This window comes from Corynebacterium lubricantis DSM 45231, from assembly GCF_000379425.1.
Taxonomy (GTDB): domain Bacteria; phylum Actinomycetota; class Actinomycetes; order Mycobacteriales; family Mycobacteriaceae; genus Corynebacterium; species Corynebacterium lubricantis.
In genome coordinates this window covers 1-15,917 of record NZ_KB902235.1, presented here as the reverse complement: position 1 = coordinate 15,917, position 15,917 = coordinate 1, and the positions used below count along the sequence as shown (strand labels likewise).

The 15,917-nt window shown below is 60.1% G+C and carries 13 protein-coding genes; 8 read left to right on the top strand and 5 right to left on the bottom strand.

The features are described from left to right. Positions 1-23 precede the first annotated feature (23 nt). Genes A37O_RS0111560 through A37O_RS0111550 form a run of 3 tightly spaced genes read right to left on the bottom strand, consistent with a single transcriptional unit; the run spans position 24 to position 2,548 of the window. Positions 24-1,262 (bottom strand): hypothetical protein, encoded by a 1,239-nt coding sequence (locus tag A37O_RS0111560; protein WP_018297661.1) that lies wholly within the window; start codon positions 1,260-1,262, stop codon positions 24-26. Positions 1,263-1,283: 21 nt separating this feature from the next. Further along, positions 1,284-2,240, bottom strand: coding sequence for a C40 family peptidase (locus tag A37O_RS16910; RefSeq protein WP_018297660.1), 957 nt, complete (start codon positions 2,238-2,240; stop codon positions 1,284-1,286). Continuing rightward, entirely contained in the window at positions 2,237-2,548 is a 312-nt protein-coding gene (locus A37O_RS0111550) for a hypothetical protein (RefSeq protein ID WP_018297659.1), read from the bottom strand. The genes A37O_RS16910 and A37O_RS0111550 overlap by 4 nt, the downstream gene beginning before the upstream one ends. Before the next feature lie 69 nt (positions 2,549-2,617). Here A37O_RS0111550 and upp point away from each other — a divergent pair, with 69 nt between their 5' ends. The 4 genes from upp (at position 2,618) to A37O_RS0111530 (ending at position 6,608) form a co-directional block, all read left to right on the top strand. Continuing rightward, a complete protein-coding gene (upp, locus tag A37O_RS0111545; protein WP_018297658.1) occupies positions 2,618-3,253 on the top strand; it encodes a uracil phosphoribosyltransferase in 636 nt (211 codons plus the stop codon). A 139-nt stretch (positions 3,254-3,392) separates the two neighbouring features. Further along, a complete protein-coding gene (locus A37O_RS0111540) occupies positions 3,393-3,845 on the top strand; it encodes a helix-turn-helix transcriptional regulator (protein ID WP_051077995.1) in 453 nt (150 codons plus the stop codon). Positions 3,846-3,939: 94 nt separating this feature from the next. After that, on the top strand, positions 3,940-5,142 hold the full coding sequence (locus tag A37O_RS0111535) for an amidohydrolase (protein ID WP_018297656.1): 1,203 nt from the start codon (positions 3,940-3,942) through the stop codon (positions 5,140-5,142). 59 nt (positions 5,143-5,201) lie between these two features. Then, entirely contained in the window at positions 5,202-6,608 is a 1,407-nt protein-coding gene (locus A37O_RS0111530) for an NAD(P)H-quinone dehydrogenase (RefSeq protein ID WP_018297655.1), read from the top strand. On the opposite strand, the gene A37O_RS0111525 is transcribed toward A37O_RS0111530, so the two are convergent. Further along, on the bottom strand, positions 6,605-7,933 hold the full coding sequence (locus A37O_RS0111525) for a short-chain fatty acyl-CoA regulator family protein (RefSeq protein WP_018297654.1): 1,329 nt from the start codon (positions 7,931-7,933) through the stop codon (positions 6,605-6,607). The genes A37O_RS0111530 and A37O_RS0111525 overlap by 4 nt on opposite strands. 240 nt (positions 7,934-8,173) lie before the next feature. On the opposite strand from A37O_RS0111525, the gene prpD reads away from it, so the two are divergent. The 4 genes from prpD (at position 8,174) to A37O_RS0111505 (ending at position 15,430) form a co-directional block, all read left to right on the top strand. Continuing rightward, a complete protein-coding gene (gene prpD, locus A37O_RS0111520) occupies positions 8,174-9,685 on the top strand; it encodes a 2-methylcitrate dehydratase PrpD (RefSeq protein WP_018297653.1) in 1,512 nt (503 codons plus the stop codon). Next, positions 9,686-10,606 carry a methylisocitrate lyase gene (gene prpB, locus A37O_RS0111515; RefSeq protein ID WP_018297652.1) on the top strand — a complete coding sequence of 307 codons (921 nt, stop codon included), beginning with the start codon at positions 9,686-9,688 and terminating at the stop codon, positions 10,604-10,606. It begins immediately after the preceding gene. A 33-nt stretch (positions 10,607-10,639) separates the two neighbouring features. After that, positions 10,640-11,779, top strand: coding sequence for a bifunctional 2-methylcitrate synthase/citrate synthase (locus A37O_RS0111510; protein WP_018297651.1), 1,140 nt, complete (start codon positions 10,640-10,642; stop codon positions 11,777-11,779). 237 nt (positions 11,780-12,016) lie between these two features. Further along, the gene (locus A37O_RS0111505) at positions 12,017-15,430 is read left to right on the top strand and encodes a pyruvate carboxylase (protein ID WP_018297650.1); all 3,414 of its coding nucleotides are present in this window, start codon (positions 12,017-12,019) and stop codon (positions 15,428-15,430) included. Between the two features lie 222 nt (positions 15,431-15,652). Here A37O_RS0111505 and A37O_RS0111500 read toward each other — a convergent pair. Continuing rightward, the coding region (locus A37O_RS0111500) for an integrase core domain-containing protein (protein WP_018297649.1) at positions 15,653-15,917 on the bottom strand (265 nt) is incomplete at its 5' end.

Genomic DNA, 15,917 nt, shown 5'->3' with positions numbered 1-15,917 from the left:
TAGCCTAGATCTGGGACGTCACTCTAAAACTTGGAGAACCGCTTGATCAGCATGTTCTCCATTTCCTTCCAGCCGTCCACCTTGTCGGTGAACGGTGCGGAAGGAACATAACCGGCTTGTTCATTCGAGCCGAGCATGTACCCCAAGTATTCCTGCATCCGTGGGTTGGCCAGCAAGAATGAATTCAAGGAATCATCCTGCGCCCAGTCGGCGGCGTCAGCCATGAGCTCGTAGGCCTTGCCCAGCTGCTGTGTATCCACGGCATCTGGGCCTTTTTCAATGTCTTCAGCGATGCCATTGAGTGAGTAGGAATTATCCTTGTGCACGCTAAATTCCAGCTCACCTGCGTGCGCCGCGCTGACCAAGTCCTCCCACGTAGACACATTCGCTAGGTCGTGTTCGTTGTTGTCCAACATCCAGCGCAGGAGCTGTTTGCTGGTCGGGAAGGTGAAAATCTCGCCGAAGCGGCCCAAAAATACGGGCTGACCTTCCAGGTAGGTGCGCAGCGTGTACACGGACGTGCCCTGCGCCGTGATCTTGACAGGGTCGATGCCCGCGGCGGCCCAGGCCGAGGTGTCATAGGGATCTGCCGCGGCACGTTCGGCTTCGCGCTCGGCCTCGGCTGCCTTTCGGGCCTCTTCGCGGTCATTGCCAGCCTGAGAGATTCGAGCGGACGCCGCGGAGATGGCAGCCTCGTCGAGGTCAGAAGTATCGACGACGCGCACCACCTCGTCGAGCGACTTGACGACCTTTTCCCAATTGCCCAGCACGACACGGCCGACAGCGGACCACTCGCCGGCACCTTGATCGCCGTTGTAGTGGTCAGAGCCACGGGTTACGTTGCCCAAAATCGAGTGCGAAGCAAAGAAGATCACGGCATCTTCGGCCCCGCCCACCTCGGCCAGGGAGGAGGTGAGCTTAAAAATGCGCGCCAGGGTAGACACGTTTTCGTGGCTTGGGCGACCCGCGAGCAATGCCGGTGCACCAACGATGTCGTAGTACTGCTTGTCGGACGGGACGACTCGATCAGCGCCTTTGGCGGTGAAATCTGCCCACTCTGGATGCGACGCAAGATCGTGCCTGGTGTTGCTCTCAAGGTGGACAAGCAATTCCTCTGGGGAGTTAAACGCAAGCACCTTTGTGTCATCGCCGTAGAAGGCCTGCCACTCGGAGCCACCCTCTTTCCACGTGGGTGCCCACAAGGTGTAGAAATCACCGTCGGTCAACGAGAGTTTGACAGGGAGAATCGCGCGCGTGCTCATAGACACCGACTCTACTAAACGTTAGCCCGTTGGTCGCCAGAAGCCCTGAAAGCCCATCCCAATATTTTCCGTCCGCACCGGGTTCATCTGCACAGGATCACCCGCCTCAATCATCATCCCGTCCTCGGCGTACATGGCCACATGCCCGTCCCAGACCGCAAGGTCACCGGCCTGCAATTCATCAAAGCTGACTTGCCTGCCCACCGCCTGGTTCTCTGCCGTGCGCGGGATTTCCACTCCGGCTTGGCCATACGCCCAGGATGTTAAACCGGAACAATCGAAGCCACCGGGCTGGGAACCACCCCAGACATATGGTGTGCCCAGTTGGCTTTTGGCGGCGGCAACGGCTGCCTGGCCCGCGGGATTGGCCCCGGAGCTTTCCTCGGAGTTAGGTGGGGCAGTGACAACGCTGTCGTGCGGCGCAGCTTCGCCCGGTTCGGCTGCGGGTAGGGCGGGCACGGAGGCCGGTGCCGACATCGAGGCTGCCTGAAAGACCGGACTGTCTACTGGGGCGGAACTTACCGGTGTGGCCATGGGCTCTGAATCCGCCACGAGTGATTCCAACTGGGCGGCAAAAGGCGCCAACTCCTGCTCGAGTACTAAGAGGCGCTGTTCCGCCTCAGCCACGCTGCGCAGGGCTTCGGCGGAAACATCGATCGCGGCTGCCGGGGCCGTTAGCGGATTGCCGAGTGCCGCGGCGCGGGTAACGGCATAGGTGAGGAAGTCCTGCGCGATCGAGAAGAGATCGGCACCCGCGGACAGGATGGGGCCGGTCGAAGAGGACACGACATCGTCGATAAGCGTGCCCGTGTGCTCGAGCTGCTCGACGTGGCGGAACAACAAGCTCGGGTCGCCGCCGACGATGTCGGCCAAGGGCAGCGCCGCGTCGAAGCCGGGCAGGGTGCCCAATGTTGAGGCGGGTAAGGGCGAAGGGATTTTCTCGGCGATGGCAGTAATCGGGGAGACAAGGTCGATCATGGTGCCAATCCCTGCAACTGCTGGCCAAGCGTGTCGTCGCAGGCCATGGCCTGGTGGGTCAAGGTAGTCATCTCATCGGCGTGAAAGTGCGTGCGATCGTGGACCTGCGCGGACTGGGCGTTGTAATGCTGCCAGGCGAGAGTCAGTGCATGGCTGATACGGGCGAGCGGGCCAATGCCGGGCAACGCAATCTCTGGCGCACTGGGCAAGCCGGCGGCATCAAGGCGCAGGGAATCGATGAGCACGGCAGATTGGGCGGGGTCAAGATTGATCGCAGAGGTACGTGCAGGGTTTGTGGAAGTGTTCATACCCTCTTAGACGCAATTTTTCAGGGTTCGGTTCCCTCTCGTCGCCAAATTGCTTCTAGCATGTAGGACATGGACATTACTGTGGTTGATCACCCCCTGGCCGCCTCGCGGCTGACCATCATGCGCGACAAGCGCACGGATAACGCGGGATTCCGCGCAGCGCTCTCCGATCTGGGCGCCATGTTGATCTACGAAGCGTCACGCGAACTCGAGACCGAGCACTTTGACTGCGAAACTCCCGTGGCGGTGGCCGATGGCGTGCGGCTGAAGAACCCACCGATCATCGTTCCCATCATTCGTGCTGGCCTGGGCATGATTGACCCGGCGCTGTCGATGATTCCGGACGCACAGGTAGGCTTCATCGGAATGGCTCGTGACGAAGAAACGCACGAGCCGGTCCCATACTTGGAGGCGCTTCCCGACGACCTCAAGGGCCAGCCGGTATTCCTTGTTGATCCGATGCTGGCCACCGGCGGGTCGCTGATTCACTCGCTCAAGCTACTCGTGGAACGCGGCGCCGATGACATCACCGTGGTGTGCATGGTCTCCGCGCAGCCGGGTGTGGATAGGCTCGCGGAATCGAATTTCCCGATTCGCCTGGTCACTGCCGCGATCGATCCCGAGTTGAACGAGGATGCCTACATCGTGCCGGGACTTGGCGACGCGGGTGACCGTCTTTACGGCCCGCGTAACATCCATCTCTAATTCCCCGTTTGCCCCGCCGGTCCCTCCTGTTTCCCCAGCGCTGAGGTTTTTCGCCTCGTGAGATACTCTCGTGAGGAAAATATTATTAACGATGAATTTGAAAGATAAAGCTTTTGTAGATTGGCGAGACGGGGGCGTCATGTCGAGTAGGGCTCATAATCAAGTCATTCCACACTGGGCGAGCTACGGGTTCAATTTATCCAGTCGGATCCGCCGCCTGCGGATCATGCGGGGACTTTCGCAAAGCAGGCTGGCGGAACTGTCAGGAGTGTCGCGTTCACTGATCTCCATGCTGGAACGCAATCACTACAACAGTGACAAAAGCGCGGATCCCACGCTGTCCACCATGTATAAGCTGGCCGCAGGGCTGGCGGTTCCGCCCGCGGTGCTGTTGCCAGGAGTAGCGCAAATGGTCGAGGAAGTCTGCCCCGACAACGCGGGTACCTCCGAGTCGGGCCCGCAATCATTGCCGAACATGAATCTACAGTGGCCCCGCACACGGGAAGATACGGCACGCTATCACGACGAATTCATCGCCGAAGGCCGACGCGGGCAGGCGCCACGCTTCCGGCTTTTCCCCCAAGAAAGTTAAGCAATTGGCAGAGCGGTTAACCATACCGCTTGGTCTAGTTGTAGACTTCCTATCCAAGAGGCTTTATTGATCAACGCGGTAGGAGAGTGTGCAAGTGGGTATCGCAGCCGAAGTGGACAATTGGTTGCTTGAACATGGTGATCAAGTTATTGGCTGGCGTCGCCACCTGCACTCCCACCCAGAGCTGTCCAACAAAGAGTTTGAAACCACCGATTTCCTCGAGGCAGTCCTCATGGAACACGGCCTCAGCCCGGTGCGCTTCCCAGGTACGGGCCTCTACGTTGATATCGGCCCCGCAGGTGACAACCGCCTTGCGTTCCGCGCCGACATTGATGCGCTGCCGATCCACGAGATCACCGGCCTCGAGTTCGCTTCCACCCACCCCGGTGTTTCGCACTCCTGCGGGCATGACGTGCACACCACTGTGGCTCTCGCCTTGGCGTGTGTGCTGTCCACGATCGATTTGCCGCACGGCGTGCGCGTCATTTTCCAACCGGCCGAGGAGATCATGACCGGGGGAGCCTCCGATGTCATCGCCCACGGCGGACTGCATGGTGTCGGGTCCATTTTCGCCCTTCACGCTGAGCCGAAATTGAAGGTGGGAAAGGTCGGTGTGCGCACCGGTGCGATCACTTCCGCCACCGATGTGATTACTCTCAAGGTGCAGGGCGCCGGTGGGCACACCTCACGTCCGCACCTGACAAGCGACGTAGTCTACGCACTGGGCTCCGTGATCACTCAGCTCCCCGCGCTGCTCTCGCGCCGGGTCGATCCGCGCACCGGCACCGTGCTCGTCTTCGGTCAAGTCGAGGCGGGCTTCGCCCCGAACGCAATCCCACAGTCCGGTCGTATCCGGGGCACGCTGCGCACCGCCGACATTGCCACGTGGCGCGAATTGGAGCCGCTCGTCTACAACCTGATCGATTCGATCATCGCGCCCACAGGCTGCACGTTTGAACTCGACTACCTGCGCGGAGTGCCTCCCGTGCTTAACGACGATGTCGCCACCGCACTTCTCGCCGAAGCCGGAAGGGCAGTAGATCCGCAAGGCGTTGTCAATGCGCCACAGTCCTCGGGCGGCGAAGATTTTTCGTGGTATCTCGAGCACGTTCCGGGCTCGATGGCCCGGTTGGGTTGTTGGTCGGGCGAGGGTGAACAACAGGATTTGCACCAAGGAAATTTGCTTGTCGACGAGCGCTCGATTGGTGTCGGGATCCGTTTATTCGGTTCGGTAGTCGAACGTTTTGTCGCAAAACAGTCAGAGCCTGGGGATTTCGGCGGAGGCTTACTTCACTAGTTTAGAAAAATATCGCTACACTAGGCACGGAATTTAACGACAATAAAGGAGATACCTCTGTGCCTAAAAAGATCGTGATTATCGGCGGCGGACCCGCTGGTTATGAGGCCGCTCTTTCTGCAACAAAATTTGAGGGTGACGTCACGCTGATCGAGGAACAGGGCATCGGTGGCTCTGGAGTCCTCAAGGACGTAGTGCCTTCCAAGAGCTTTATCTCCGGCGCAAATATCAAGACCGACTTGCGCCGTGCCGAAGACATGGGACTCAACCATGGTCTCGGACACGCAGACCTCTCTCTGCAAGCATTGAACAACCGCGTGATCGCGCTGGCTTCCGAGCAGTCCCGCGATATCCGCGAGCAGCTGAACCACCTTGGTGTGGAGGTCATCACTGGTCGTGCGCGTTTCGCTGCGAACCAGTCGGCGCACACCACCCACTCCGTTGAAGTAATGCCGCACGAAGGCGATGCATACATCATGGAGGCGGACATGGTGCTGGTTGCCACTGGTGCTTCCCCACGCGAACTCGACGGCGCAAAGCCCGACGACAAGCGCATCTTGACCTGGCAGCAGGTCTACGACTTGATGGAGATGCCAGAACACCTCATCGTTGTGGGTTCCGGTGTTACCGGTGCCGAGTTCGTCTCCGCATTCGCCGAGCTGGGTGTCAAGGTCACCATGGTTGCTTCCCGTGACCGCATTCTGCCTCACGACGATGCCGATGCCGCCGACGTGCTGGAGACTGTCCTTGCTGGCCGTGGCGTTTCCCTGGAAAAGCACGCACGCGTGGAAACCGTGACGAACACCGGCGACGGTGTTATTGTGCGCACCACCGACGGCCGTGAAATCCATGGTTCGCACGCGATTATGTCGATCGGTTCCATCCCGAACACCGAGGGTCTGAACTTGAGCTCGGTGAAGGTGAACACGTCGAAGTCCGGCCACATCCAGGTTGACCGCGTCTCGCGTACGAACGTCCCGGGTATCTATGCTGCTGGTGACTGTTCCGACTTGTACCCGCTGGCCTCCGTCGCCGCGATGCAGGGACGTATTGCCGTCTACCACGCGCTTGGCGAAGGCGTGACCCCAATTCGCTTGAAGACTGTGGGCAATGCAGTGTTTACCCGTCCCGAGATCGCTGCAGTTGGCGTGACCGAGCAGGAGATCCTCGACGGCGAAGTTCAGGCAGACATTGTCAAGCTTGATCTGAGCACGAATCCTCGCGCAAAGATGCGTTCCCTGAAGCACGGCTTCGTGAAGCTGTTCGCACGCAAGGGTTCCGGCCAGCTGCTCGGCGGCGTGATCGTGGCACCAACTGCATCCGAGCTGATCCTCTCGCTGACCGTTGCTGTGACGAACAACCTCACCGTCAGCGACCTGGCCGAGTCCATGTCGGTCTACCCGTCGCTGTCTGGTTCCATCACCGAGGCGGCTCGTCGCCTCGTGTCCAAGAGCGACCTGGATTAGCTGTCACGCACCGTCCGATAAGCCAGTTCGGTGGTGAGGTTGAGATCGAGCGAGACTTTTCGACCCTCCACTGGGAAGGCGCGCTGGACGCATTCCTCGCGCTGGCAGGTCCCGCACCCAGGCCCAATGGGCATGGCGGACTGCGGGCTTAAGTTCAGCTGGTCGGAATAGACCAGGCGGTGCGCCTGGTCGAGGTCACAGCCCAGCCCCACCGCGAACTCCTTCGCGGGAGTGCCGAACCCGCGGGCAGAGCCTTGAACCATGCGCGCGATCCACAAATATGTGCGCCCATCAGGCATCGCAGCGACCTGCCTGGTGATGCGGTTCGGAGTTTCAAACGCGCGGTGGACCACCCACAACGGGCACCCGCCGCCGGTGCGCGAGAAGTGAAACGACGTTGCCGATTGCCGCTTCGAAATATTGCCCGCGCGATCCGTGCGCACAAAGAAAAACGGGACCGAGCGCGAACCCGGTCGCTGTAGCGTAGAGAGGCGCTGGCAGGTGGACTCGAAGCTCGTGCCAAAACGTGCTGCAATGAGATCGATGTCGTAGCGGGTGCGCTCTGCCTGCGCCAAGAACACCCCATAAGGCATGACCACCGCAGCCGCGTAGTACTGGGCGAGGCCCAGCCGGGCGATTTCCTTTGTTTCCTCCGACGGTAGGCCATCCACGTAATCGTCGATAAGCGATGCTTCTTTCATTAAACCGTGCTGAAACGCCAACTCGAAGCACTGCTGCGCCTCTGTCATTCCGGGCAGGAGGCGCAGTTCTCGTAGTACCGGATCGTAGACGCGGCGCAGCCCGCCGGTCGGTTGATTGAAGCGGACGGTGACATCGAAGTTGGTATCGAGCGCGGTGGCGATGCGCGTGAGCCGGATCTGGGGGGAGCCGGCCCACGTGGCGAAGTCCTCGGCGGCGGTATCGAGCTCGTGGAAATAGTTATTCGCATCGTAGAAGAAGTCGCGCACGACCTCGTAGGGGTGGATCGTGTTCTCACCGACGTGTTGCGGAAGTTGTAAAACCTGGTGCGCCAGGGCGGGGAAGCGCGCGGCGAAATCGCTGAGCTCCTCGGTGGGGATGTCGGGGAGGATTTCGGCGAGTTCGTTGACCGTGCGGATGTCGTGCTCGCTGGAAAAATACGACGCCTCGACACCGAAAGAGTCCGTGAGCTGCATCAACACCGTGGCGGTCAGTGGGCGTTGATCATTTTCCAACTGATTGAGATAGCTCGTGGAAATGCCGAGCTGACGGGCCATGTCCACCTGGGTGAGCTCATGGTGCTTCCGAAGCGTGTGGATCCGTGCCCCCGCGAAGAGCTTGCTCATTGGTGCCTCGCCGTCCTTTTCCTTGCCTGACCTGTATCTTTCACAGATTTTACAAAGTTTACTAACTCATGCCACAACTTTACACACACTTAACCGTGACGTGTGACACAACATTCTGACTACTATGACATTCAACGCAGAAACCGCACGTAAATCCGTATTTACGGGTTTCTAGCTCGGTCTTCTAGCTCGGCTCGAAGAAACCGTATTCACACTGATTCCCCCACAGAGAGGTCATCAATGATCAACCACGAGATTCGCACGCACAAGTCTGCAGAGGACTTCCCGTACGAAGAGCACTTTGCCTACAAGGTGGCAAAGGTCGCAGCTGACCCAGTCGAGGTGCCTGCTGACACCGTCGACATGATCATTAACCGCATCATCGACAACGCTTCTGTGGCAGTGGCTTCCGTACCACGCCGCCCAGTCACCTCCGCCCGCGTCATCGCACAGGCACACCCAGTCACCGAGAACGGTGCAAAGATCTTCGGCGTTGAGGGCAACTACTCCGCTGAGTGGGTAGCATTCGCCAACGGCACCGCAGTGCGCGAGCTCGACTACCACGACACTTTCCTGGCTGCCGAGTACTCCCACCCAGGCGACAACATTCCTCCAATGATCGCTGTCGCACAGCACAAGGGCCTCGACGGCAAGACCCTGATCCGCGGTATTGCAACCGGCTACGAAATCCAGGTCAACCTGGTCAAGGGCATCTGCCTGCACGAGTGGAAGATCGACCACGTCGCACACCTCGGCCCATCCGTTGCCGCTGGTATCGGAACCATGCTGGACCTGGACATCGACACCATCTACCAGGCTGTCGGCCAGGCGCTGCACACCACCACCGCAACCCGCCAGTCCCGCAAGGGCCTGATCTCCTCCTGGAAGGCATCTGCTCCTGCATTCGCAGGCAAGATGGCCATCGAGTCCGTTGATCGTGCAATGCGCGGCGAGGGCGCACCAGCTCCAATCTGGGAAGGTGAAGACGGCTTCATCGCATGGATGCTGCACTCCCCAGAGCACACCTACACCGTGCCACTGCCAGCAGACGGCGAAGAAAAGCGCGCCATCCTGGAGACCTACACCAAGGAGCACTCCGCGGAGTACCAGGCACAGGCACCAATCGACCTGGCTCGCCGCATGAAGTCCACCCTGGAAGAAAAGGGCCTGGCAACCGAGGACATCGAGTCCATCGTGCTGCACACCTCGCACCACACCCACTACGTCATCGGCACCGGCGCCAACGACCCACAGAAGATGGATCCAACCGCGTCCCGCGAGACCCTGGATCACTCCATCATGTACATGTTCACCGTCGCTCTCCAGGACGGCACCTGGCACCACGTTGACTCCTACGCACCAGAGCGCGCAGGCCGCCCAGACACCGTTGAGCTGTGGCACAAGGTGTCCACCGTCGAGGACCCAGAGTGGACCCGTCGCTACCACACCCACGACCCAGCAGAGAAGGCATTCGGCGCCAAGGCTGTCATCACCTTCAAGGACGGCACCGTCGTCGAAGACGAGATGGCTGTTGCTGACGCACACCCACTCGGTGCCCGCCCATTCGCTCGTGAGCAGTACATCAACAAGTTCCGCACCCTGGCTAAGGGCCTCGTCTCCGAAGAGGAGCAGGAGCGCTTCCTTGCCGCTGCACAGAACCTGGAAAACCTGACCGACCTGAACGAGCTGAACATCGTTGTCACCGACGAAGCTCTCGCACAGGCACCAGAAACCCCTGAAGGGATCTTCTAAATGTTCTCGTCTGCAAAGACACCAACCGAACGCCGCCAAGCACTGCGCGACTCCCTGAATTCCTCCACGATTACCAAGCTGCCGGGTGCCTTTAGCCCACTGGTTGCGAAGTTGATCGAAGACATCGGCGGATTTGAAGGCGTCTACGTCTCGGGCGCCGTGCTCGCCAACGACCTTGGCCTGCCAGACATCGGCCTGACCACGCTTACCGAGGTTGCCGGTCGCTCCCGCCAGATCGCACGCGCCACCAACCTGCCCATCCTGGTCGACGCCGACACCGGCTTCGGCGAGCCAATGAGCGCCGCACGCACCATCTCCGAGTTTGAGGACGCAGGCATCGCCGGTTTCCACCTCGAGGACCAGGTCAACCCGAAGCGTTGCGGCCACCTCGACGGCAAGGAAGTTGTCCCGCAGGACCTGATGGTTCGCCGCATCACCGCAGCGGTCAATGAGCGTCGCGACGACACCTTCGTCATCTGTGCCCGTACGGACGCAGCTGGCATCGAAGGCATCGACAACGCCATCGAGCGCGCGAAGGCATACGCCGACGCAGGCGCCGACATGATCTTCACCGAAGCTCTGTACTCACCCGCAGACTTCGAGAAGTTCCGCAAGGCAGTCGACATCCCACTGCTTGCAAACATGACCGAGTTCGGAAAAACCGAGCTTCTGTCCGCCCAAACGCTGGAAGACCTTGGCTACAACGCCGTGATCTGGCCGGTGACCACCCTACGCATCGCCATGGGCGCTACCGAGGAAATGCTGCGCGACATCTCTGCTACTGGTACCCAGGTGCCTTGGCTCGACAAGATGCAGCACCGTTCCCGCTTGTACGAATTGGTCGACTACGAAAAGTACAACCAGTTCGACCAGCAGGTATTTACCTACTCGCTGGATTCCTACAAGTCCACATTTGAATAAAGCACTTGAGCAAATTTCTTTAGGAGCATCAACATGACTGAGCCAGATATCAAGAAGGGCCTAGCCGGCGTCTACGCTGACTACACCGCTATTTCCAAGGTCAACCCTGAGACCAACTCGCTGCTCTACCGCGGCTACCCAGTCCAGGAACTCGCAGAGAACTGCACCTTCGAAGAGGTCGCATACCTGCTGTGGAACAGCGAACTTCCAACCGAAGAGCAGCTGAAGGAATTCCAGCAGGGCTGCTGGGACAACCGTGAGCTCGACGAGGACACCATCCGCGTCATCGAGTCCATGCCACAGGATTGCCACCCAATGGACGTGCTGCGCAGCGCGATTTCCTACCTGGGCACCCAGGACAAGGAGCACTTCACCCCGAACGCGGATCACATCCGCAACATCGCTCGCTCCCTGCTGGCGAAGATCCCGACCATCGTGGCGCTGGATATCCGTCGTCGCCGCGGCGAGGGCTACATCAAGCCAGACCCAACCCGCGGTTTCTCCGAGAACTTCCTCTGGATGGTCTTCGGCGACGGCCCAGATTCCCCAGTGAACAAGCCAGGCGATGTTGAGTGCTTCGAGAAGTCGATGATCCTCTACGCTGAGCACTCCTTCAACGCGTCTACCTTCACCGCTCGCGTGATCACCTCCACCCAGGCTGATACCTGGTCCGCTCTCACCGGTGCTGTTGGCGCTCTCAAGGGCCCACTGCACGGTGGCGCCAACGAGGCCGTCATGTACAACATGATCGAGGTCGACGACCCAGCTAACGCTGAGCAGTGGTGCAAGGACAAGCTGGCCAACAAGGAGCTCGTCATGGGCTTTGGTCACCGCGTGTACAAGAAGGGCGACTCCCGCGTCCCAACCATGGAAGCTGCTTTCAAGAAGCTCGCTTCCGAGCACGAGGGCTCCCAGAAGTGGGTCGAGATGTACGACATCATGGCAAAGACCATGTACGAGAACACCTCGATCAAGATCCGCCCGAACCTGGACTTCCCCGCAGGTCCTGCGTACTACATCATGGGCTTCGATATCCCATTCTTCACCCCGCTGTTCGTGATGAGCCGTATCACCGGCTGGACCGCGCACATCCTGGAGCAGTACGAGAACAACTCCCTGATCCGCCCGCTGGCAGCGTACAACGGCCCAGCTGAGCGTCACATCGAGAAGTAATTCTCACCCGCTCGAATCGCCCCTGTCGACGATCCTTCCCCGCGAGGTGATCTCGGCAGGGGCACACTTTTTGCCTCACATCTGTATCACTTCGGCGGTCCCGCTGAGCAATACATCACTTGCGATCGCCTAAGTAACGTTAGACTCTTATTACACATATTGCTGAAAACCTCCCACAGCCCTAAGCCAACCCTAAGACTTCAGGTGCGGTGGGATCCTTGAAAGGAATAACCTTCCATGGCATCATCCTTGCCTTCGTTCAACAAGGTCCTTGTGGCCAACCGCGGCGAAATCGCGGTGCGCGCATTCCGCGCAGCTTTTGAAACCGGCGCGAAAACCGTTGCCGTCTACCCGAAGGAAGACCGCAACTCCTTCCACCGCCCCTTTGCCGATGAGGCGATCCGCATTGGTGTCGAAGGCCAGCCCGTCAAGGCCTACCTCGACATTGACGAGGTGATCCGTGCCGCGAAGAAGTCCGGCGCGGACGCCGTTTACCCGGGCTATGGCTTCCTCTCCGAGCGCGCCGATCTGGCACGTAAGTGCAAGGAAAACGGTATCAAGTTCATTGGCCCCACCGCCGAGACCTTGGACCTGACCGGCGATAAGTCGGCTGCTGTTCATGCGGCTCAGGAGGCTGGCCTGCCAGTGCTCCACGACTCCGAGCCATCGGATGATCCGAAGCAGCTTGCCGAGTGGGCGAAGGATTTCCAGTTCCCAGTCTTCGTCAAGGCTGTCGCCGGCGGCGGTGGGCGAGGAATGCGCTTCGTCGAAAAGCTAGAAGACGTTGAGCGCCTAGCCACCGAGGCCTCCCGCGAAGCTGAGGCCGCATTCGGCGACCCTGCCGTCTACGTTGAGCAGGCCGTGATCAACCCGCAGCACATCGAGGTGCAGATCCTCGCCGATGCCCAGGGCAACGTGATCCACCTCTACGAGCGCGATTGCTCGCTGCAGCGCCGCCACCAAAAGGTGGTAGAGATCGCTCCGGCACAGCACATCGACGCAGCGCTTCGCGACGAGATCTGCGCCGACGCAGTGAAGTTCTGCCAGCACATCAAGTATGAGGGTGCCGGCACCGTTGAGTTCCTTGTCGACGAGAACGGCAACCACGTTTTCATCGAGATGAACCCTCGCGTGCAGGTAGAGCACACGGTGACCGAAGAGGTCACCGGCGTGGATATTGTGAAGTCCCAGCTCTACATCGCAGCCGGGGCAACGCTAGAGGAGCTTGACCTGCGCCAAGAAGACATTAAGGTTACCGGTGCCGCCCTGCAGTGCCGTATCACCACCGAGGACCCGAACAACGGCTTCCGCCCAGATTCCGGCACCATTACTGGTTACCGTTCCCCAGGTGGCGCTGGAGTGCGCCTGGACGGTTCCGTATCTGTGGGTACCGAGATCACCCCGAACTTCGATTCGTTGCTGGTGAAGATGACCTGCCGCGGCTCCGATTTCGCCACTGCCGTGGCACGTGCCCAGCGCGCACTCAACGAGTTCACCGTCTCCGGTGTGTCCACCAACATTGGCTTTCTGCGTGCCCTGCTCAACGAGGCAGACTTCAAGGAAAAGCGCATTGCCACCGGCTTCATCGCCGAGCACATCCACCTGCTTGAGGCGCCTCCTGCCACCGACGAAGCTGGTCGCATCCTGGATTACTTGGCCGAGACCACCGTGAACCAGCCCAACGGCGCGCACCCAGCAACCGTGCGTCCTTCCGACAAGCTGCCAAAGTGGGAATACGATGCGATCCCTCGCGGTTCCCGTGACGAGCTCCTCGAGCTCGGCCCAAAGGCGTTCGCTGAGAAGCTGCGCAACCAGTCCGCACTTGCCGTTACCGAGACGACCTTCCGCGACGCACACCAGTCTTTGTTGGCTACGCGTGTGCGCACCAAGACCCTGTTCGCCGCTGCAAAGCACACCGGTTACCTCACCCCAGAACTGCTTTCTGTTGAGGCTTGGGGCGGCGCAACCTACGACGTTGCTATGCGCTTCCTGCACGAATCTCCTTGGGAGCGCCTGGACATCCTGCGCGAGGCCATGCCGAACGTGAACATCCAGATGCTTCTGCGTGGTCGCAACACCGTGGGCTACACCCCGTACCCAGAGTCCGTGACCAAGTCCTTCGTCAAGGAAGCGGCATCGTCGGGCATTGACATCTTCCGCATCTTCGACGCGCTCAACGACGTGTCCCAGATGCGCCCAGCCATCGACGCCGTGCTGGAAACCGGCACCACCGTCGCCGAGGTAGCCATGGCGTACTCGGGCAACCTGCTCAACCCAGCCGAGGATATCTACACGCTGGACTATTACCTGAAGCTGGCTGAGGAAATCGTCAACTCCGGTGCCCACATCATTGCCATCAAGGACATGGCAGGCCTGCTGCGTCCAGAGGCCGCCCGCACCCTGGTGACCGCGCTGCGCAAGGAATTCGACCTGCCCGTCCACGTGCACACCCACGACACCGCCGGCGGTCAGTTGGCCACTTACCTCGCTGCTGCAGCAGCAGGCGCCGACGCCGTCGACGTTGCCTCCGCACCGCTGGCTGGCACCACCTCGCAGCCATCCATGTCCGCGCTGGTTGCAGCGTTTGCGAACACGGATCGCGACACCGGCATTTCCGAGAAGGCTGTCGCCGACATGGAGCCTTACTGGGAGGCCGTGCGCCAGGTCTACGCACCATTTGAGTCCGGCATTCCGGGACCTACCGGTCGCGTTTACCAGCACGAGATTCCAGGTGGTCAGCTCTCCAACTTGCGCACGCAGGCAAAGGCACTTGGCCTCGAGGACCGCTTCGAGCTCATCGAAGATCGCTACGCTGCCGTGAACAAGATGCTGGGTCGCCCAACCAAGGTCACCCCATCCTCCAAGGTCGTCGGCGACCTCGCCCTGCACCTGGTGGGTGCCAACGTTGATCCGGCCGATTTCGAGGCTGATCCGCAGAAATTCGACATCCCGGATTCCGTCATCGGCTTCCTCTCCGGCGAGCTCGGTACCCCTCCGGGAGGCTGGCCACCGCTGCGCGAGAAGGCACTCGCAGGCCGCGGCGAGATCAATCATCACTTGGTTGAGGTCCCAGCAGAGCTCGGCGAGGAATTGCTTTCCGACGACCACGAGGTTCGCCGTGCTGCCCTGGATAAGCTGCTCTTCCCGAAGCAGTACGAGGAGTTCCTGGAGCACCGCCGCAAGTACGGCTACACCGACACCTTGTCCGACTCGACCTTCTTCTACGGTCTGCGCGAGGGCGAGGAGACCATCGTGGTCTACGGTGAGCCAAACACCGGCTCCACCCCGCTGGTCGTGCGCCTGGATGCTGTCGGCGAAGCAGACGAGAAGGGCATGCGCCAGGTTGTGCTGACCGTTAACGGCCAGATCCGTCCGATCAAGGTTCGCGACGAAAACGTCGACTCCACCGTTGCCGAGGTAGAGAAGGCAGACTCGTCCAAGCCAGGCCACGTGGCAGCGCCGTTCGCAGGCACCGTCACCCCGAACGTGAAGGTGGGCCAGGAAGTCAAGGCTGGCGACCCAATTGCCACCATCGAGGCCATGAAGATGGAAGCCACAATTTCAGCACCGGTGGGCGGCACGATTGAGCGCGTTGCGCTGAGCCAGCCAACCAAGGTGGAAGGCGGGGACCTGGTTGCCGTGATTAGCTAGGGTTCGTTTTTCGGGGCCTTGGTTCCTTGGGGTCTGTTCGAGTTGATTCTGACTCGGGCAGGCCCCTTCTTGCTGCTTTGGTTGGGGAAGGGGGCTTGATCCGGTGTTTGGGTGGCCTGATGCGGCACTTGGGCTAATTGTGTATAGCTAATTAGCACCGTTTTGGGCCAAGAACCGAGCTAATTAGCTATACACAATGAAGCGTCCTGGTTTTCGTTCCGCTTATTGAACGCCCAACGGCTGGGCGTGTGATTGTTGATAGTAGGCGTCTTCCATCTCTTGTGGGGTGATGTATCCCAATGACTCGTGCAGGCGGTGGTTGTTCCACCAGTACACCCAGCGAAGGGTCGCGATCTCGACTTCCCCAACCGACGCCCACGGCCGGTGGGGATAGATCAGCTCGGTCTTGTAGAGACCGTTGACCGTTTCCGCCAACGCGTTGTCGTAGGAATCGCCGACGGTGCCAACGGACGGATCGATCCCAGCT